General features: G+C 64.4%; 16 protein-coding genes. 10 read left to right on the forward strand and 6 right to left on the reverse strand.

Going from position 1 to position 18774, the window contains the following annotated elements; genetic code table 11:
- Window positions 1-32: 32 nt before the first annotated feature.
- Complete coding sequence (locus ACFC0O_RS12385) at window positions 33-1889, forward strand: type IV secretory system conjugative DNA transfer family protein (RefSeq protein ID WP_375956610.1); 1857 nt, start codon at window positions 33-35, stop codon at window positions 1887-1889.
- Entirely contained in the window at window positions 1886-2803 is a 918-nt protein-coding gene (locus ACFC0O_RS12390) for a DUF4913 domain-containing protein (protein WP_375956613.1), read from the forward strand. The genes ACFC0O_RS12385 and ACFC0O_RS12390 overlap by 4 nt, the downstream gene beginning before the upstream one ends.
- A gap of 175 nt (window positions 2804-2978) precedes the next feature.
- Here the strand turns inward: ACFC0O_RS12390 and ACFC0O_RS12395 are convergent, their stop codons facing one another.
- From ACFC0O_RS12395 to ACFC0O_RS12405, 3 genes are all read right to left on the reverse strand, one after another.
- A complete protein-coding gene (locus tag ACFC0O_RS12395) occupies window positions 2979-3998 on the reverse strand; it encodes an alpha/beta hydrolase-fold protein (protein ID WP_375956616.1) in 1020 nt (339 codons plus the stop codon).
- Between the two features lie 100 nt (window positions 3999-4098).
- Window positions 4099-5193, reverse strand: coding sequence for a S1 family peptidase (locus ACFC0O_RS12400; RefSeq protein WP_375956619.1), 1095 nt, complete (start codon window positions 5191-5193; stop codon window positions 4099-4101).
- Window positions 5194-5629: 436 nt separating this feature from the next.
- A complete protein-coding gene (locus ACFC0O_RS12405) occupies window positions 5630-6655 on the reverse strand; it encodes an alpha/beta hydrolase (protein WP_375956621.1) in 1026 nt (341 codons plus the stop codon).
- 369 nt (window positions 6656-7024) lie between these two features.
- Here ACFC0O_RS12405 and ACFC0O_RS12410 point away from each other — a divergent pair, with 369 nt between their 5' ends.
- Window positions 7025-7240, forward strand: coding sequence for a hypothetical protein (locus tag ACFC0O_RS12410; protein ID WP_375956624.1), 216 nt, complete (start codon window positions 7025-7027; stop codon window positions 7238-7240).
- Window positions 7241-7320: 80 nt separating this feature from the next.
- Here ACFC0O_RS12410 and ACFC0O_RS12415 read toward each other — a convergent pair whose 3' ends face one another.
- Entirely contained in the window at window positions 7321-10041 is a 2721-nt protein-coding gene (locus tag ACFC0O_RS12415) for an alkaline phosphatase family protein (protein WP_375956626.1), read from the reverse strand.
- A 358-nt stretch (window positions 10042-10399) separates the two neighbouring features.
- Here ACFC0O_RS12415 and ACFC0O_RS12420 point away from each other — a divergent pair, with 358 nt between their 5' ends.
- A complete protein-coding gene (locus tag ACFC0O_RS12420) occupies window positions 10400-11029 on the forward strand; it encodes a TetR/AcrR family transcriptional regulator (protein WP_375956629.1) in 630 nt (209 codons plus the stop codon).
- A gap of 64 nt (window positions 11030-11093) precedes the next feature.
- Window positions 11094-11996, forward strand: coding sequence for an oxygenase MpaB family protein (locus tag ACFC0O_RS12425; protein ID WP_375956632.1), 903 nt, complete (start codon window positions 11094-11096; stop codon window positions 11994-11996).
- Between the two features lie 201 nt (window positions 11997-12197).
- On the opposite strand, the gene ACFC0O_RS12430 is transcribed toward ACFC0O_RS12425, so the two are convergent.
- Complete coding sequence (locus tag ACFC0O_RS12430) at window positions 12198-12836, reverse strand: TetR/AcrR family transcriptional regulator (RefSeq protein ID WP_375956634.1); 639 nt, start codon at window positions 12834-12836, stop codon at window positions 12198-12200.
- Between the two features lie 141 nt (window positions 12837-12977).
- Between ACFC0O_RS12430 and ACFC0O_RS12435 the strand changes: the two genes are divergently transcribed.
- The 5 genes from ACFC0O_RS12435 to ACFC0O_RS12455 all read left to right on the forward strand — a co-directional run bounded on the left by ACFC0O_RS12435 (window position 12978) and on the right by ACFC0O_RS12455 (window position 17990).
- Complete coding sequence (locus ACFC0O_RS12435; RefSeq protein ID WP_375956637.1) at window positions 12978-13892, forward strand: oxygenase MpaB family protein; 915 nt, start codon at window positions 12978-12980, stop codon at window positions 13890-13892.
- 96 nt (window positions 13893-13988) lie between these two features.
- Window positions 13989-15527 (forward strand): flavin-containing monooxygenase, encoded by a 1539-nt coding sequence (locus tag ACFC0O_RS12440; RefSeq protein ID WP_375956640.1) that lies wholly within the window; start codon window positions 13989-13991, stop codon window positions 15525-15527.
- On the forward strand, window positions 15524-16564 hold the full coding sequence (locus tag ACFC0O_RS12445) for an alpha/beta hydrolase (RefSeq protein ID WP_375956642.1): 1041 nt from the start codon (window positions 15524-15526) through the stop codon (window positions 16562-16564). The genes ACFC0O_RS12440 and ACFC0O_RS12445 overlap by 4 nt, the downstream gene beginning before the upstream one ends.
- A 75-nt stretch (window positions 16565-16639) precedes the next feature.
- A complete protein-coding gene (locus ACFC0O_RS12450) occupies window positions 16640-17164 on the forward strand; it encodes a hypothetical protein (RefSeq protein WP_375956645.1) in 525 nt (174 codons plus the stop codon).
- A gap of 1 nt (window position 17165) precedes the next feature.
- The gene (locus ACFC0O_RS12455) at window positions 17166-17990 is read left to right on the forward strand and encodes an SDR family oxidoreductase (protein WP_375956647.1); all 825 of its coding nucleotides are present in this window, start codon (window positions 17166-17168) and stop codon (window positions 17988-17990) included.
- Window positions 17991-18080: 90 nt separating this feature from the next.
- Here ACFC0O_RS12455 and ACFC0O_RS12460 read toward each other — a convergent pair whose 3' ends face one another.
- Window positions 18081-18713 carry a TetR/AcrR family transcriptional regulator gene (locus ACFC0O_RS12460; protein WP_375956650.1) on the reverse strand — a complete coding sequence of 211 codons (633 nt, stop codon included), beginning with the start codon at window positions 18711-18713 and terminating at the stop codon, window positions 18081-18083.
- Between the last annotated feature and the right edge of the window lie 61 nt (window positions 18714-18774).

An 18774-nucleotide genomic window follows, 5' to 3' on the forward strand; every position in this document is an offset into this window, starting at 1 on the left:
CTCGCACCGGCAGCCGAAGGGAGGTGAGCGCGGTGCCCGCGCGAGAAACTCGACGCCGCACCACCGGCGGGCTCGGCGAGGAGACCTGGCTGCTCCTGTTGTTTCTTGCTGCGGTCCTGGTGGGCCTGACCGGATGGGGAGCGTTGTGTCTGGGGGAGTGGTGGGCCGGGCTGCCGATGACCGCAAACCCGGTGGCCGCCTATCTGGAGCTGGCGTTGGGACGAAGGCAATGGCCATGGCAATCATCTTGTGTCGCAGTGATATTCGTGGTCACGGCAATCGGTGCCGCAGTGATGCTCCGTCCTCACCTGCCGCACCGGACCGGCATCGACTCGGCGGCTCGGACCATGGCGCCGCCGCGCTCGATCACCGTCGCTCGGCACCAGGACAACCGCGCTGCGGCTACCCGACTGCTCAAGGACGCCCCACACCGGGTGCGGGAACTGCCCGGGCCTCCGTTGGGCCGCACCGTGCTCAACAACATCGAGCTGTTCGTCCCCGCCGAGTTGGGGGTATTCATCGCTGCTGGTCAACGGACCGGAAAGACGATGGCGTGGGCCATTCCCGCGGTCCTGTCGGCGTGGGGACCAGCACTGGCGACCAGTAACAAGCCGGACTTGTACCGGCACACCCGATATGGGCGAGCCCAACGCGGCCACATCTGGCTGTGTGATTTGCAGGCCGTGTGCGGTTACCCCGACTGCGATTTCTGGGTCGACCTGCTCGCCCAGGTCACCAACCTGCCCGCGGCACGTAAACTCGCCGCGTTCTTCGTCAGTGGCTCGTCCGGCTCGGCGGCCCAGCAAGCCAACGCCAAGGTCGACTCCTACTTCGACGGCGGCGCGCAGGAACTGTTGAGCCTGTACGCCTTTGCCGCCGCGTGCGCGGGCGGGGACCTGCTGCACGTGGCCGAATGGCTCTCTGGCGATCAGGATCAAACCCCGGCGCTGATCCTGCGCCGCTACGGCCACCACCGGCCCGCGCAACGGATCCTGGACGCCCAGAGCCTGTATGCCCGTCAGCGAGATGGGTTGTACGACATGGGACGACGCTTCCTCAATGTCCTGTCCGACGAGAACTATGCCCGCATGGTCACACCCCCCAGCCGCAAACGCTTCAGCGTCTACGAGGGTGAGACGGGGATTGTCATCGACGTCGACCACGAACCCGCTCGACATCGCCTGCGCAAGTTCACACCCGCCGACTTCGTCGCCAGCACCGACACTCTCTATGCCCTGTCGATGACCGGCCCCGACTCGGCCGGCCCACTCACCGCCGCCCTGGTCGGCCAGATCCTCGAAGCCGCACTCGCGGTGGCGCGTTCACGCTTGGACGGCCGCCTCGCGATACCGCTTCTGGCGGTGCTCGATGAAGCCGCCAACTGCGCCCGCATCGGTGAGCTGCCCAGCTACTACACCTACTGCGGGGGCTGCGGAATCATTCTCATGACCATCATTCAAGTGCTCGAACAAGGCGAAGACCTCTGGGGCGTCAACGGCGTGAAAATCATGCGCGCCCAATCAATCGAACTCTACGGCGGCAATATCGCCTCGGTCGCCTACCTCGACGAGTGGTCCAAAATGATCGATGACCACGACGTCGCCGACCACTCCCGCTCCCGCGGGCCGGGCGGTGTCAACCGCACCATCTCCTGGCGGGCCGAACCGGTGCTGAACATCGCCAAACTCGGTGCCCTGCCCAAAGATCGGGCCCTGGTGCGATTACCCGGTCATCAGCCGCTACTCGTGCGCAAGATCTTCTGGTGGAACCATCCGGCCTTCGAGCCACTCGTCACCGCATCACTGCACCAGTTCGAAGTCGCTGTCTCGCTGCGCAAACCACCGCGCGCGATCCCACCCTCCGAGCCGAGCGGAGATACCGAACAGTGACCACACCCTCCGCCAATGCCCTGCCTCAGCAGGGCGGTGCACAGAGCAAGCCACCCAAGCCCCCGGCGTTCCCGGACTTCGTGACCTTCGCCGAGCAATGGCTGTTTCCCTTCCAGAGCGTCCGACTGGCCGAAGCCAACCGGGAACAGACCTACACCTGGTGTACGCAATGGTGGCGCCATCGTCCGGTGTCGGTACGGATAGCGCACCTGTACAACGCATTCGAAGCATCACGACGCAGTCAGTCCGGCGGCGCGATATCCACTTTCCTGCTCAGCCACATCGACGCCCATATGCGGGTCATTCTCGACGCCGCGAATGGGCCTCTGCATCGTTGTACGCGTGCCAAACACATAGCCCTGCAGTCACTTTCCGCTGACCCGATCCCCTCGGGCTGGTTCGGCGCACCACGACGAGTGCCGACGGGGGACAGCACCGACACTGCGCGCAAGCGCAAACCGCCGCGATTCACGCACTACGCCGACTTCGTCGAGCACTGGCTTCTCCCGGTGACCGGGGTGCGCATCGCGGCCAATCACCGTGAGGGCCAATACACCTGGTGCCGACAGTGGTGGGCACACCATGGTGTGGCGGTGCGGTTCGCCGCACTACACGCGGTCTTCGAAGCCGCGAGGGTCGCAGAGGATAAGGCTGCGATGAGCACCCTTTTCGTATCGCATATCGACCCTCATATGCGGGTCATTCTCGATGCCGCGCAGGGTCCGCTGCATCGCTGTACCCCTGACCGTCATGTACCCCAGCCCGGTCTTCCCTTCGGTTCGGTGCCGACAGGATGGTTCGGTCCTGAGGGTGGCCCCGTGCCGGTCGACGAACTGGGTTTCGGCCCGGACTTCCGGCCTTTTCGAGCCGATGCAGGCATGCAGCTTGCCGTGGCTATGACGAGCTGGTTATGAAGTGCGTGCAGATTCGTAGAAGATTTAAGAAACCGGTGGTCCAGAACCGTTCTCGATGGCTGGCGCTACTGGACTCAGGGGCGCGCTATTTCCGAATAGCGGGCAGGCTATCGACCCGCATCCAGTCCTGGCCGAGCCGGATACAGCAGGGCATCGTCCAGGTCGGCCATCGTTCTCAGTTCGTCAGGCCCATTCCCTTGGCGAGTAGCGGCCATGAATCATGCAGTGCCTGTTCCCAGTACGGCCAGTAGTGTGTGCCCACCGGGTCGAAGTGGTAGGTCGCCGGGATGTTCAGCGAGTCGAGCTTGTTCTTGAGATTGTGTGTGCAGCCGTTGACTGCGGCTTCGATCAGCATCCCGAGAGCGAGGTTGACCCCACCCATGGGGCCCGGCACAGTGTTCAGGTAGTACTGAACATCGTCCGCCACGGGAATCCCACTGCCGGTGAAGATGTAGAGCTGGGTGCCACGCAGTTTCTCGGCGTTGATGACGGGATCGTTCTGTGACCACATCGGACTATCCGGGGGACCGTACATGTTTCGCACGTCGCCACCGGACTGGGTTTCAACGACGAGCTTGACCAGTTGCTGACCCACAGGATCGGCGATCTGCGCGCATCCGCTGTAGGCGGCGACAGTGCTCCACAACCCGGGTTTGGCCTCGGCCAGTTGCAGCACCGATGTCCCGGACATCGATAGTCCGGTCAACGCGTTGAGGCCGGTGGAGTGCAGTTCTCGGTCCAGCAGCGGAGGCAACTCCTCGGTGAGGAAGGTCTTCCATTTGTTCACGCCGAGAACAGGATCGGGCTGTTGCCAGTCGGTGTAGTAGCTGCCGCGACCGCCGATCGGTTGGATTATGTTGACTGGTTTGTCGGCCAGCCAATCGAGCGCCTTCGTTTGGGTTTTCCAGTTCGCTGTCCCCTCGCCCGCGTCCAGACCATTGAGCATGTAGAGATTGGGTGCGGGCTGGGATTCGTCGGCCGGACGTTGTACTTCGACGGTGATCTCCTTATCCATCGCGACGGAGTACACCTTCAGATGCCAAGTGCGCCCCTCCTTCACGAGGGAGGTGACAGCTACAGCCTTCGTCGGTTCCGCCGGCGTCGTGCCGCCGCCTATCACCATCGTCAGGGCGGCCGCGAACATCACAACGGCAGGTCGAAATCCGGTCGTTCTACGCAGTGCAGAGAGTTTCATCGAAGAGTCGGTTCCAATCCATGGGTTGCCATCGGCTGCATCGTCGAAGTGATCTCCGGCGAATCCGACTGTGCGTCGCGAGATTTCGACGTCGACGAGTTCAGCTCGAGATCGCGCTGGGATCAGCGGAATCGGATGTTGTTCGCAAGGTCAGTCCCGGTTCGGCTTCGAGGATCTTTCGGATCGGCTCGAAGTACAGTTGGACTTCGGCGCTTGCCTGACGTGCCAAGAACTTCGAGCTGGCGATACCGACCGCTTTGGTTCCGCTGATCAATGGCGCCCCGCCTTCACCGGACACGGCGTGCACTCCGGTCGCGATGCTCCCGGTGACGGTGGCTCCGTTGTCGGCGTATTCGGTGTCGACCGATGTGATGGTCCCGCAGGTGAAACCGGTCAGGACGCCGGATTTGCAGATCGGCGCTCCGATAACGGGATCGGTAATGCCGTCGATGGCGATCGGTGCGGTCCCGCGCACGGCGACGAGATTGTTCCGAAAGCGCGGTGCGGCCGCATCGTCGATTCGTAGTAGCGCGTAGTCGACCCCGCTGTCTGCGGGAGCGATCAGCAGGGTCCCGATCGGCGCGCCGAGCGGAGCGGTTCGCGCCTGGTCGATGGTGGCGGGCAGCATCAGGACGGTGTCGGCGTCGGGAACGATGCCGGGCGGGTCATGGTGACTGCCGGTGTTGCGGTTGCAGTGGTTGTTGACAATGGCGACGGCGGCGCCGTCGCGGTCGGTGGCGTTGAACCCCGTCTGGCAGAACCGCGGAATACCGTCGCGCACGGTGCGGAACAGCGTCGCCCCGAGCACCGGTGGGTCCGGGATCGGTTGTGCGGGTGGATGATCCACCTCGGCGGATGCGTCGAATGATTCGGTCGAGGTTGTCCGGTCGCCGGTTTCGACGAGGAAACCGGCGGATTCGGCGGCCGTCCGTACGACCGGTGTCGACGGTCCCAGTTCGAGGGTGACGATCGGCCGGCCCGCGCCGTCGAGGCGAATACCGCGCACCGTGTTCGGGAAGCTGCGGTCTGCTTCGGCTCGGAAGGTGGCCAATCGCTGGGCGGCCTCGGCCCGGCGCAGATACTGCGCCGGATCCAGGCCGAGGTCACGTGAGAGCGCCGTGGACAGCGCGGGCGGGACCGCCGCGGTGTACTCGTCCGGTGGTTCCACCGCCTCGGGGAGCGAGGCGATCCCCATTGTTGCCACTGCCGCACAGGCGGTGAGCAGTAGCGGCAGAAGTCCTCTCCGCCAGGGGAAACCCGTTGGTGTGTGAATGATCGCTACTCCTTCGACCTGGCGCACCGACTCGGTGCGCAGTCCGGACGTTGAGTGCACTCTTGCGGACATGGTTGAAAAACCATGGAACGTTCATTGAACGACCTGCAAGGACACGGCTATTGGAGCCGACGTATCCGGTCGCGTCCGTTTCCAGGTGGGCCGTCACTCGTTGGCGGAATGCGTCCTCACTCATCGACGCTCTCACCACCCCGTGGGTGATCACCGGCGGTGGCGCCGACTACGTCCGTGCTCACATCGCCACGCCAGCGGACCAGTGACCGCGGTTCGCGTCCGGTCATTCTGGTCCGCTATGCGATCCGCCGATGTGGGATGTGTTGTGCCACAGTCAGTTCCGTCAAAAAGCTGAGAGGCGTCCACCGGCGGCGCTGAAGTCGAAACCAGGTGCCAACGCCTCGTGGTCGTCGGTGCCGGTACCGAGTCGGCGCGCGATGAAGCCGATTACCTTGCGCTGCACCAGCGGGTTGATCGCGGTCGCGAGCCACAGCAGATGAAACGCGCCGCGTAGTCGATACAGTCCGACGTCGACGCCCGCGACCGCCAAGGCGTGGGCATAGTGCTCGCCCTCGTCGCGCAGTGGATCGAGGTCGGCGGTGATGACCGTTGCCGGTGCGAGCCCGTCGAACGATCCGGCCAAACCCGGTGCGGCGCGCAGGTTATGGCGGTCGTTGAGATCGGGCAGGTAGCACGTCATGCACCAATCCAGCAGTGCGGCAGTGAGGTAGGGCCCGCCCGCGAAGAGCATCCGGCTCGCGGTCGCCGGCAGCCAGCGGGTCTGCGGATTGATCAACACCTGATGGGTGGGTACCGCGGCTATCGCGGTCTCGGCCAGCTGTGCCACCACCGCGGCCAGCCCTGCCCCGGACCCATCGCCTGCCACGACGAATCGGGATCTGTCGATATCGAGAATGCCCGCATGCTGGAAGACGTATTCGGTTGCGGCGCACGCATCATCAATAGCCGCCGGGAATTCGTGCTCCGGGGCGAGGCGGTAATCGACCGACACCACCAGATGGCGCGTGTACGCCGCGAGCGCGCGCAGGAATGCGTCATGGCTGTCCAGCCCGCCCAGGACGCATCCGCCGCCGTGGAAATACACCAGACCGGGCAGCAGCCGCGGGACTCCCATAGGCCGGTAGATGCGCAATACCAGCGGATTCGGCGAGCCGGGAGTCAATATGGTGGTCACGGAAATGTTGTCGGGCCCCGGTCGGATCAGCGCGCCGATCGCCGGGTCGAGGCGCCGATGGCGGGGGTCGGTCGGCGCTTGACCGCGCTGACCGTACTCGTCCAGAACGGCGAGTGCGATTGTCGTATCCGTGGTGAAGTCGTCGATCCGGGCAGACCGAACGTGCTGGGTCATGCGGTCCTCCTGTGTCGCGGAATACCGTTTCACTCCCAGGATCCACTCGGGGTTCAACAGGGCTTGAAAGCCCGGACAACGCCGAGGTGAATGCACGGGCGCGAGAGCGGGTGTGCCTGCTATGACGCCGGAGCCGTCATTCCCGCGCGGCGGGAAAGTCATTGTCCTGCTGTATTGCCCAGGGCTAGAAACACTTTCACCGGCAGCGATCTGCCGGGTTCGAAACGAGTCCACGAGCAATGGAGGAATAATGTTCTTGCCTGGTGTCGGAAGTGCCGCGGGCCTGGCCGTCGCGAGCCTGGGGGCAATGCTGGGAATCATTCTCGCCGTGATCTGAGATCCAATTCGAATCCGAAGGAGAATTGACCGATGTCCAAAGCAGCCGTGGCACTCGCCACCGGATTGTTCTCTGCGGCGCTCCTGGTCGGGCAGGCAGGCGCGGCATTGGCCGAGCCATTGCCGCTCGACGCCGATCCGGTCGATCAGATCATTCTGACCGGTCCGCCCGCGTATTACCCACCACCGGCTCCGTCGACCGGCAGCTCCGGCAACGGTAGTCACGCGGGTAGCTCGACTGGCAGCTGATCCCGCGCGGCCGATTCGGCCTCGCGGACAATGAAATACCGAACAGAACGGGCGGCGAGCGCGGATCGCCGCCCGTTCGCTCACAGCACCAGGAATCGAACAGGCTGTGCCAGTGGCGAATTCGATTCGTCGAGGTGATACAGCACGTACTCGCCGGAGGGTACGGGGGCGTTGCCGGTTCCGGCCGCGCTCCCGGAGGAGCTGCCCAATGCCGAGCTACCCACCGCGCTGCCGGTATCGGGTCCGCTCGAACTTCCGGTGGCATCCCAGCCCGTGGCGATCCCGACCGGGATCGTGAGCTCGTCGCGAGTACGCCCCTCGGGCAATTCGACCACGCGAACCGGCGACGATGCCGGTACGGCACCCGCCGCGCCGGGCGGGCCCGCGTACATCGCCAATTTGTGCTGGCCCATAACATTTTTCGTGCAGTAGCGGACCACCGGATCACGGCCCGGTTCATACATGGATCGATCCATGAGCAGGCGATCGAACGGTGCGGCGTCGTCGGCGGTGACCCCTGGGCGGCCGTTCTCGGCGTAACCGCGAATCCTGCGCAGGAAGCCCACGTCCGAGGATGAGGTGACGGTGAGGTCGTACCAGCCCGCCACCGCCGCATCGGTATCGAGTGCGAAATCCCGATCCATCGACCCGCCCGCGGGCACTTCGATCGACCATGGGCCGTCCTCACGATATGCGTTGGCGCACACCAGAAATACCGCGGCCGAGGGGCCGCCATTGGCGCAGGTGAGGGTGATTCGTCGCGTATCCGCCGCGGTGATCGTCGCGGTGACTTCCAGTGAGACGCCGCGGCGGCTCAGATGGCCGGCGTAGCGGCGCTGGAAGCCGTCCTCGCCGTACACCGTGTAGTCGTAACATCTTGCGGGTGCGGCGAAGTCGCGGACCACCGTATCGCCGGCGCCCACGTCGAACAGTTCAGGGGCGGCGTCCGCGGTGAAGGCATTGGGGTGCACCGCGAAATGCGCTGCCTCGGTGCCGTCGTTGCTGAGCACGACGGTGATGGTCCCCGCCTGCGGATTCTGCCGCGCCACGGCGAGCTGCCGGTACGGCAGGGGTCGGCGAATCCGATATCCGCTGGCCTGCTCGGGCAGCCGCTGCTCGGCGGGAACCTGCTGCGAGACACCATCTTCGGGTTGCGATGCCTGCGCTCGCGCGACGGGCAGCACGGCCGGACCGGATTCGCCGAAATCGAGCACCGCAGTCAGATCACCGCACATCATGCGCCGCCATGAACTGATATTGGGCTCCTCGACGCCGGTCACCTGCTCGAGGAAGCGCAGAACCGAGGTGTGATCGAACAGCTGCGAGCTCGTGGCATGTTTGCTCCACGGCGAAACGACCAGCAGTGGAACTCTGCTGCCCAGACCGATATTCGCCTCGCCGAAGTATTCGTCGGCGGTGCCCGGCGGCGGTACCGGTCCGGGTACGTGATCGAAGTAGCCGTCGTTCTCGTCGTAATTGAGGATGAACACTGTCTTGTTCCATACCTCGCGAGTACTGACGATCGCATCGAGCACGTCGTGCACGATGGCCTGACCATTTCGCGGACCCATGCTCGGATGCTCGGAAAGCTTGTAGGGCAAGACAATCCACGACACCTTGGGGAGTTTCCCCGTCGCCACATCGGTGCGCAGCCGTTCGGCGACGGTACCCTCGGGCACCCGGAGTAGTCCGCGCCGCACCAGCTGCTGATCGGCCTCGGACAGCTCATCGATGCCGCGACGCAGGGCGTCCTCCAACGCGGCACGTCGGTCGGGCTGCTGCCTGAGGGCGTCGTAGAAGAACGGGAAGTTCTCGAACGCGGTTCCGCCACCGGCGTCGGTGTACTTCAGCGCTGCCCGCGCCGCCGTGCGGAAGGCGGTGAAGTATTCCAGGGAGTTGTCGCCGTAGTTGTCCCATTCCTGATAGACCTGCCAGCTGACCCCGCGTTGTTGTAGGCGCTCGGCGTAGGTTGTCCACGGCAATCCGAAGAGGATGTCGCGCAACAGATTCGACGCATCGGGTGTGCGCAATGCCTCGTAGGAGAACATCGGTACGGGGATCCCGCTTCCGGTCACCTCGGTCAGCCATCCGGCGAGCGCGTCGAGCACGGCGCGCGGCACCGCGTTGGTGACTCCGCGCAGGACCGCCGCCAAGGCATCGAGCACTTGCGGTACCGGCAGGGACCGCATCCATCGGATGGTTTCGGCGCTGCCGTACAAGCGTGCCTGCAGTTCGGAGGTGAAGTTCTCCAGTGCGAACGGAGTGCGAACCACCCCGGTGAACAGATACATCCGATTCGGATCGGTGGGGCCGTTGACCGAGCAATGGTACCGATCGCAAATCGTGAAGGCGTCGGCGAGTTGGTGATAGAACCGGAGTGATTCGCGGTCGTACCGGGCCATCGTGTCCGGGCCTTTGGCTCCGATCCAATTGTCGTATCGCCCCTGCGCGTACGCACGATGACCGCTGCTCGGCATATGGTCGGTGCCCGCGAGATTCTCCAGGTCCGTGGTGAACGGCAGTACGAACCCGCTGCCCTGCGGCTGATGAAAAACCGAACGGCCGCTGGACAATTGCAGTGCGTTGAGATCGGCGTACCCTCGCACACCCGCCAGTCCACCGAAATAGTGATCGAACGAGCGATTCTCCTGCATGAGGATCACCACGTGTTCGACATTCTCCAGCCCGCCCGCGGGTGCGGGTTCGGCCAGCGCTTTGGTCAGGCTCGCCGGAAGCAATGACAGTGCGCCTGCCGCGCCCGCGGTGCGCATCGCGCCGAGCATGAAGTTTCGTCGATCCATGCGCCCGTGTGCTCCTGTCGATGATTGGGAGAAGCGGCCGTGAGACCAGAGCGAGACTATGGTCCGAATCCGGTCGCTTCAACAGGTGCGAACGAGTAACTGTGCTGTGTTGCACGAACGTTGAGCGATTGTTGAGTTGGCGACCTCCTGCAGGACAGTCCGGTGCCGCACAACGACTACACCCCTCGAACCGGTGGGCGAGCATGCCGCTATTCGACGTGCGCGCTGCGGTCGCCGCGGCCCGTGACGCCGTTGCGCGTCGCATCCTCGGATAGGCGCTTGCTGGCGCTGTACCAATAGTCCGAGCCGGTGACGATCGATGATTGCCACCGCCTAGGTAGAGAGATAGTATTTTCATATGTTGCTATCTCTGGTCGATGAGATGCTGCGCGGCCCGGATGCCGCTGAGGCCGACGTCTACGCGGAGCGGATTCTCGTGGCCGCCGAGGCGCAGCTGTTCGAGCACGGGCTCAAGCGCACGTCATTGGATCGGATCGCGAAAGCCGCTGGGGTTTCACCGATTACGCTCTACCGCCGGTTCGCCAACCGGGATGTGCTGCTGGCCGCGGTGGTGACGCGCGATATCCGGCGTTTCTTGGCCGAGGTGGCCCAGGCGGTCGAGGGGGTCGAGCCGCCGCAAGAGCGGATTGTCGCCGGTGTAGTCGCGGTGGCCACGCGTTTGACGGGTGACAACCTGCTACGCAGGCTGCTGACCACAGATCCGGACACCATGCTGCCGATGTTGACCACCGGGCCGGGTGCGGACCTGTTCGTATCTGCGGGGACGGCCTATATGACCCGGACGATCAAGCGCGCCAAGGAGATCGGCGCTTCGGACGCGGCGGATCCGGCGGCGGCCGCCGAAATGTGTGTCCGGTTGGCGTTGTCGATGCTGTTACATCCCATGCCCGCGCTCGCCGATCGCGCGCACGTCGAGCACATAGCCCGGACCACCATCATGCCGCTGCTCGGGTGCCGAATGGTTTGAGCGCCAACACGTCTCGGTCGGAGCGGACCGGCCGTGATCCTCCGAGGAAGCAGGAGAACGAGTCATGGTAGTTCCCAAACGCGCTGGTGCGCGCCGCGACAACGGCTACTTCGGTCCCGGTTCGATGGCGTGGGAAATCGCCGGGCATCCGGCCACTCTCGCGGGGATGCTCAATGGCGCGTACATCGCGCTGCTGTTTCCCGAAGTGGCGCAATCGATTCAGGACACCAGCGTGATGCGGGTCGATCCGCTCGGGCGGGGTGACGAGACGATGTACTACGTGTACACGGCCATCTTCGGTGATACCGAGGAAGCCCGTCGTGCGGGAAAGTTCGTGCAGGGCAGGCACAACCGGGTACGCGGGCACGACCCGGTCACCGACACCGACTTCACCCCCACCCGCAGCGACCTGGCCATCGTCGGCCACGGCCTGACGTGGCTGTCGCTGCTCGCCTCGTACGAGACCTACGTCCGCCGCCTCACCGACGATGAGCGCGAGAAGTACTGGCAGGAAGGACTGATCGCGGCCGGTCTACTCGGGCTCGAAGTATCCACCATGCCCGCGACCTACCGTGACTGGTGTGAGGTTTACCGCCGCGACTTCTTCCCGCGCATGAACTATTCCGTCGCGTCCGAACACGCCTTCGCCAACATGCACACAGCAGCCTTCGCCCCGCCGTGGGCTCGCCCTGCGATCCGGGCCACCGTGGCCTTCGTGAACGAGCTCACCCTTGCGACCTTCGACGACACCGAGCGAATCCTGCTGCGCGGCACCAGATCCAAGACCCGCCTGGCCGCCGCCCGACTGCTCGGCCGGAGTTTCTTCGCCGTCGCCGCCCTCGCACCTGTGCGCGATCTCGTCGAGCAGTACATCAATCGCGGCGACATCCACGCACTCCTGAGCGAAGCACGAGCGATCGAACGCGAACAGAAACAGGCCGACGGCGCTCTGCGGATTGTCGCCTGAGATCTGTTGAGCCCCAGCCCGATTGGCATAACCGGCTGATCCCTCTCGGCGTGAAGCCCCCAGCTCGGGCAGAGATGCCGCGCGCCGGGTGTCCGAGTTCGGTTCATCGACCGCCCCCCAAGCGCGACCGTGCCCGAATCGCTTCACGGGTCAATCCCTCGGAGTGGTTCCGGGTGCGGACTATTCGGCAGATCTGTGGGATCAGGTCGGTGAAGCGGGCAGCTGGCTGGGGATCCGCATACCGGACAACAGTATCGCGGTGGCCAAGTCGATGAAATGCTGACGGCTGACCGCGAATTCGCCTCGGAGCCAAGCCACCCCGAGTTCCACCAGTCCGGCGATGAGCGTGAAGCACACCATGTCGGTGTCGGTCCGATCGGCGGGATCGTCGCCGGTGAGTTCCGGGATGAGCGCGGAAAGAGTATTGGCGACCGTGCTGATGGCATCCTTGCGGGCTCGCTGGATGGCATCGATCGTCGGGGCGCACATCAGCAGCGCGCCCCGGCGCGGATCTTCGTCGATGAAGGTCGCCGCGGCCTCGATGGCGGCATGTACCTGGGCGGGGATCTGCGGTTCGGCCGCGACGATAGCGGCCAGGCCGGCCGCTAGTCCCTGTTCGGTGAGTTCGTGTGCGAGCGATTCCACCAGCGCATCACGGTCCGCGAAATGCTCGTAGAAGTAACGGTCGGTTAGTCCCGCGCGCACGCACACCGCCTTCTTCGTGACCGCGCTCGCGCCCTCCTCGGTGACCAGATCCAAGGCGGCCTCGAACAGAGCGGTGCGGCGGATGGCGCGACGGTCGGCGGCGGACACTCCGCCGTAGTTGCGTGTTGCGGCCATTCCGGCATTGTGCCCTATGGCCTTGACCTGCCGCCAATTCTGATGCACGCTTGCATCAGAAATTCTGATGCAGGTGTGCATCAGAATCGGTTTGGCGGCACTCGGCATGTGGTGCACCGGCCCGGACAAAGGAGTTCAGCGATGACCTGTCCCATCAATTCCCAGGTGCACATCCCAGTGACAGCGAGATCGGAGGCCCGCCCGATACGACCGTTCGGGCCAGGTACCCATCTCTGGGAGTGGGGAGGTGACATGCGAGTTTGGCTGATCTACGGAGCCGCGGCGTTCGTGCTGCAGGGCACGCATCCTATTGTCGCCAAAGGGGTTTTCGACCATTCGACGGTGTTCACCGATCCCTACGGCCGCGGCATCCGATCCTTCGAGGCGACCCAGCGTTGGATCTACGGCGGCGAGCAAGCCTACGACGAAGCGCGCAAGCTTCGCGACATCCACAGGACCATCCAGGGGAGCGACTACGAGGGAAAGCGGTATCACGCGCTGAACGCCGAACCGTACGCGTGGGTTTGGGCCACCGGTTGGTTCACGTTCCTGCCGGCCGTGCGTTCGTTTTCGAGGGAGCCGGTGACACGTGAGACCGAACGGCAGCTGTACACCGAAATGCAGGATCTGGGCCGGATTCTCGGCGTCGCCGAGCGCATGATCCCCGATACTCTGGAGGACTTCGAAGCCTATCTGGCGGGCATGTTGGAGCAGCTGCGTGCGGGCCACCCTGATATGGCGGCCGGGCTGGAGGTCTTCTCGGTCATTCCCGCGCCACCGTACGTACCGCGTGCGCTCTGGTCGCCTGTCGGGCGCGTGGCCGGAGGATTCGCGTTGTTCGTGATCGCGGCGTACGGACCGCCGCTGCTACGAGACCTGCTGGGCGAGTATGCCGGGTACACCTGGACCCGCAGGCGTCAGTGGAAAGCCGACGCACTGGTGCGTTCGGTCCAGATCGTCGGTCCGTTCATTCCCGAACGACTGCGCTATGTGCCGAGTACCTACCGGGCGCGGCGACGGGCGCGGCGAACTCCGTCGCTGACCATGGTCCGTTGACGGCCGAACTCCCGTATTCAGCTGGCGTACAACATTTCTTCCATCGCCGGCGCCTGATAGCGGCGCTGTGGCGTTGAGCTCGGAAGGGCCGAGAGCATGATTCACACACCTCGATACGAAGTCGCAGTCATCGGTGCGGGCCCAGGCGGGATCGCCGCGGGTGCCAAGCTGCGAATGGCGGGAATCGACGATTTCGTCATCCTCGAGCGCGCCGATGACGTGGGCGGCAGCTGGCACGAGAATAACTACCCCGGTTTGGGCGTGGACGTGCCTGCCTTCGCTTACCAGTACTCGTTCGCCCGAAACACGCACTGGAGCAGAGTTTTTCCGCTGGGCGGCGAGGTCGAGCAGTATCACATCGACATCGCGCGGCGCTTTGATCTCTATCCGCGAATTCGGTTCGGTACCGAAGTCGTGCGTGAGCAGTGGGATGACGGCGACAGCGACTGGAAGCTGCACATCGCGGACGGTTCGGTGGTTACCGCGCGGTTCTTGATCAGTGCCGTGGGGGCTTTCGTCCGGCCGAAGCAGGACGACGGTATCCCCGGGCGTCAGAGCTTCGGCGGCAAGGTCCAGCGACCCACCAGCTGGGATCATGGATTCGACATGACCGGCAAACGCGTCGGGATCATCGGTACGGGCGCGAGTGCGGTGCAGATCATTCCCTCCATCGCCCCGGACGTCGAGCACCTCACCGTCTTTCAGCGCACCCCGGTCTGGTCACTACCCAAGCCGGATTTCGCACTGCCGCGCGCCGCGCAGCTGCTGCTGTCGGTTCCCGGCGTGCAAACCGGCCTGCATGCCAGCTTGCTCGTTCCCCTCGACTTGATGTTGCGGGGTCTGGCCAGGGGCTCGAGCCACACGGTGCATCCGTTGATGGCCCGGTTCGACCGCGCCGCGATCTCCGCCTACCGTCGGTACGTGAACCTGGTCGTCAAGGACCGGGCTACCGGTGAGCGGCTGACGCCCGACTTCGGTCCCGCCGCCAAGCGGCCCACCTTCTCCAACAGCTATCTGCAAGCTTTCAATCGCGACAATGTTTCGTTGGAGACCGCGGGCATCGACAGGATCACCGCGACCGGCGTCGAGACCCGCGATGGCGTTGGGCACCGGTTGGATGTGTTGGTCCTGGCGACCGGATACGAGGTCTTCTCCGATCCGGAGACCTATCGTCCGGGAACTGTACTGGGGCGCAAGGGATTCGACCTGGCCAAGTTCTACGCCGAGCAGGGCCTGCAAGCCTACGAGAGTGTGTCGGTACACGGTCTGCCCAACCGGTGGACGCTGTGTGGACCGTACTCGTGGACGGGTAGTGGATGGCATGCGTTCGTCGAGATGACCAGCGATCACGCCGTACGGGCCATCGCCGAGGCGCGCAGGCGCGGGGCGGTGAGCTGTGAGATCCGCAAGGAAGCGGCCGATGCCTACCATCGTGCGGTATACGCGCGCGGGGAATCGCTGCGCTATTACCTGAACGAGTTGAACGGTCACGTTCGGACGTATTACCGCAACTCCCAGGGGGATACGACATATATCCGGCCGTCCGGGTTCTTCGAGGCGCAGCGTGCCAATCGCACCTATCCGCTCGACGACTATCTGTTCGAGACGTCCGTGGAGAACGGAATTCCGGCATGAGCCTGCCGGTCGTGGATCCGAGCGAGTCGATTGCCGAGCCCGTGCGCATCGAGGTGATGAATCGCGCAGGACTCGGAATGTTGGCAGCGCAAGCGGTCTCACGGGCAACGGTTCGGCCCGCGCTGGACTTCGCGGCGGCACTCAGGACTCGCAGGCCATGGATGAGCGCTTCGATGTTGAAGCTGGCCAATTCGTGTGAGAAGGCGATGGCGGTGGTTCCCGCACCGCGTGGCACCCGGATCCAGCGCGTCCGGTTCCCGGATTTCCGCGCCGAATGGCTATGGCACAATACACATTCCGACCCGAGCTGTGTCGATCAGTCGGTGGTGCTGTACTTCCATGGTGGTGTGTTCCTTGCCGGTGGATTGCACAGCCATCGGCGTCTCGCCGCTCGGATCGCCCGTGCCGCTGCGCTCCCGGTATTCAATGTCGACTACCGACTGCTACCCACCGCAGGTTTCGGCGATATCGTCGAGGACGCGCTGACCGCATATCGCTATCTGCTGGAGCGCGGATTCGCACCGGCCCGGATCCTGCTCGGTGGTGATTCGGCCGGTGCCGGGCTCGCGTTCTCCCTCGCACTGGCGGCCAGAGAACTCGGCCTGCCGATGCCCGGCGCGATAGCAGCCATCGCACCATGGGCCGACTACAACCCGGTTGGTCGTCGTGCGGACGACTCGCGTGACGCTGTGTTGTCCACCGCGACGCTGGCAGTACCTGTCGCGGTGCACGCGGAGCGATACGGTGCCCTCCAGGACATTCGGTCTCCGCTGGATCACGAGTTTCACTGTCTGCCACCGATTCTCATTCAGGTCGGCTCCGACGAAGTACTCAGACATGACGCTGAACTGCTGGCATCTCGATGTGCTCGGTCGAATGTGGTGTGCACGCTTCAGGTCTGGGACAGAGCGATTCACGATTTCCACCTGGCGGCCGACATGCTGCCCGATGCCCGCGCCGCGATCCGGGAGATCGCCGAGTTCTATCGCTCGATCGATGAACCGGACCGCCGAAGGGCCAGGGGCCGGCGGATATGACCGAGGTCGAGCAGCGACGCCGACCGCTACAGGACGGCAATCGGCCGTACCAGATCAGAAAAGGGGCTCTCCACCATGCCATTTCGTCCAGCCGCCATCGCGGCCTCCTCCGATTTCTATCAGTACGCGCCGATCGTCCTTCGAGGCCGCGCCGAGTTCGACGTACCGGCCGAGAGAACGTGGCGTGAGGTCGAAGAGTTCGGCTGGGTTCCGATCGTCGACGCGACCTGGGACACCCCCGAACCGCACCGTCCGGGATCGCGCCGCCGACTTACCCTGGGCTCGCTGCTGGTCAGCAACGAGTTCGTCACCCGATTCGAGGCAGGCCGCGAATTGGCTTTCTATATCGGGGAGATGCCGATACCGGGATTTCGCGCGATCGCGGAAAGGCTGACCGTCGACGAAATCGGTCCCGAACGCAGCGCCGTGACCTACACCATCGCCGCCGAGCCGACGCTGCTGCGTGGTCTCCAATTTCGACGGGTCACGACGCTCACCGGACCGCTGTTCTCGTTCGCGTTGCGGCGGTTCATCGGCCGCTCGATTCGGGATGACCGAACCGACGCCGGGCGCATCGTAGACGGCGCGGAGGTGCGGTGATATGAGGTCGTTACCACTACAGGAAGCGACGGTGGCGATCACCGGCGGTGCCCGCGGGATCGGTTACGCGAGCGCCAAAGCCTTTGCGGCGAAGGGCGCTTCGGTGTTCATCGGTGACCTGGACGGTGATTTCGTCGAATCCGCGGGAGCGGCTATCGGGGTGCGAGGTCTGCCTCTGGACGTGCGATGCCGAGATTCCTTCGCGGCCTTCCTCTCCGCTGTCGGCAGTGCCGGTCGGCCGCTGGACGTACTGGTCAACAATGCCGGGATTATGCCGATCGGAGAGTTCGTCGAAGAGGATGACGGGCTCACCGACTCGATCATCGATGTGAACGTGCGTGGAGTGCTCAACGGCACCAAACTCGTGTTGCCGGGCATGATTGCTCGGGGGAGGGGCCACGTGGTCAATGTGGCCTCCTATGTCGGCAAGATTCCGACCGCGGGAGCAGCGACCTACTGTGCCAGCAAGTTTGCCGTGGTGGGCTTCAGCGAAGCAATCCGCGATGAGGTCGCCGGCACCGGGGTGACGGTGACAGCGATCCTGCCCGGCGCCGTCCGTACGGAACTGGCCGCAGGTGTCCGAACGGACGGGCTACCGACGGTCGATCCTCAGGCTGTCGCTGACGCGATTGTCGATTCCTGCCGGTACCGCCAGGCCATCGTGGCGGTACCCGGGTGGATGCGACAGTACGAGCTTGCTGCCGCACTACTGCCCGATCCGCTGATCGGCGCTGTTCGTGGCCGACTGACGCGGTACCGCGCACGCGCGACCGACCTGACCGCCCGCCGCGCATACGACGAGAGAATTCACCGGCTTACCGAGTGAATTCCGGCGGTCAGCGGCCTGGTCATCCATAGCCGGATGCGTTTCACGGATGTTGGATGTTGCGATGAGGAACGCTCTTACGGGGTAACGCTAAGCGGGGTTGCGGATACCGAGCAGTGCGTCGACGAACATCTTGGCGATGGTGTCGACGTATTCGGTTCGGGCCAGCTTGATTTCGCCGCGCTGCCAGGCGAGCGTGGTGTTGGCGTGACCGCTGACGATGACCTGTGCGGCCAGCCGCATTCGCAGTTGTGTGTCGTTATCGGTCGTGCCGTACAGCGAGATGACCTGGCTCGTGGCGAATTCGGCATAGCTGGTGAGAGCAGTAGCCTTGCGGGCGGCCAGGCTCGGCAGGGTGTCGGCCTCGGCGTAGAGGCGGCCGAGCCGAGGGTCCTCGATGATCGTGGTGAGAAAGAAGTCCATCGCCGCTTGCGAGCGTGCGAACAGGTCCGAGGGTTGTGCCTCCACCGCGGCGACGGTCCCGGTGAGCAGATCCCGGATCATGGCGTCGATCATCGCCTCGAGCAACTCGTCCCGATTGCGGAAGTGTTCGTAGAAGTAGCGCTGGGTGAGTCCGGCTCGCTGACACACCGTGCTCATGCGCAGTTTGGCGACGCCGACCTCGGCGACCTCGTCGAGTCCGGCGTCCAGTAGGTCCGCGCGGCGTTGCGCGAGGCGATCCTCGGCGGGGACACCCCGGAACGGGCGTACGACACTGGCCATTGCCTCATGCTTTCTGTTGACACGAACGTGTGTCAATTACACACGCCGCTGCGTCCTCGCA

Origin of the sequence: Nocardia sp. NPDC056100, from assembly GCF_042266325.1 — a bacterium.
Lineage (GTDB): Bacteria > Actinomycetota > Actinomycetes > Mycobacteriales > Mycobacteriaceae > Nocardia.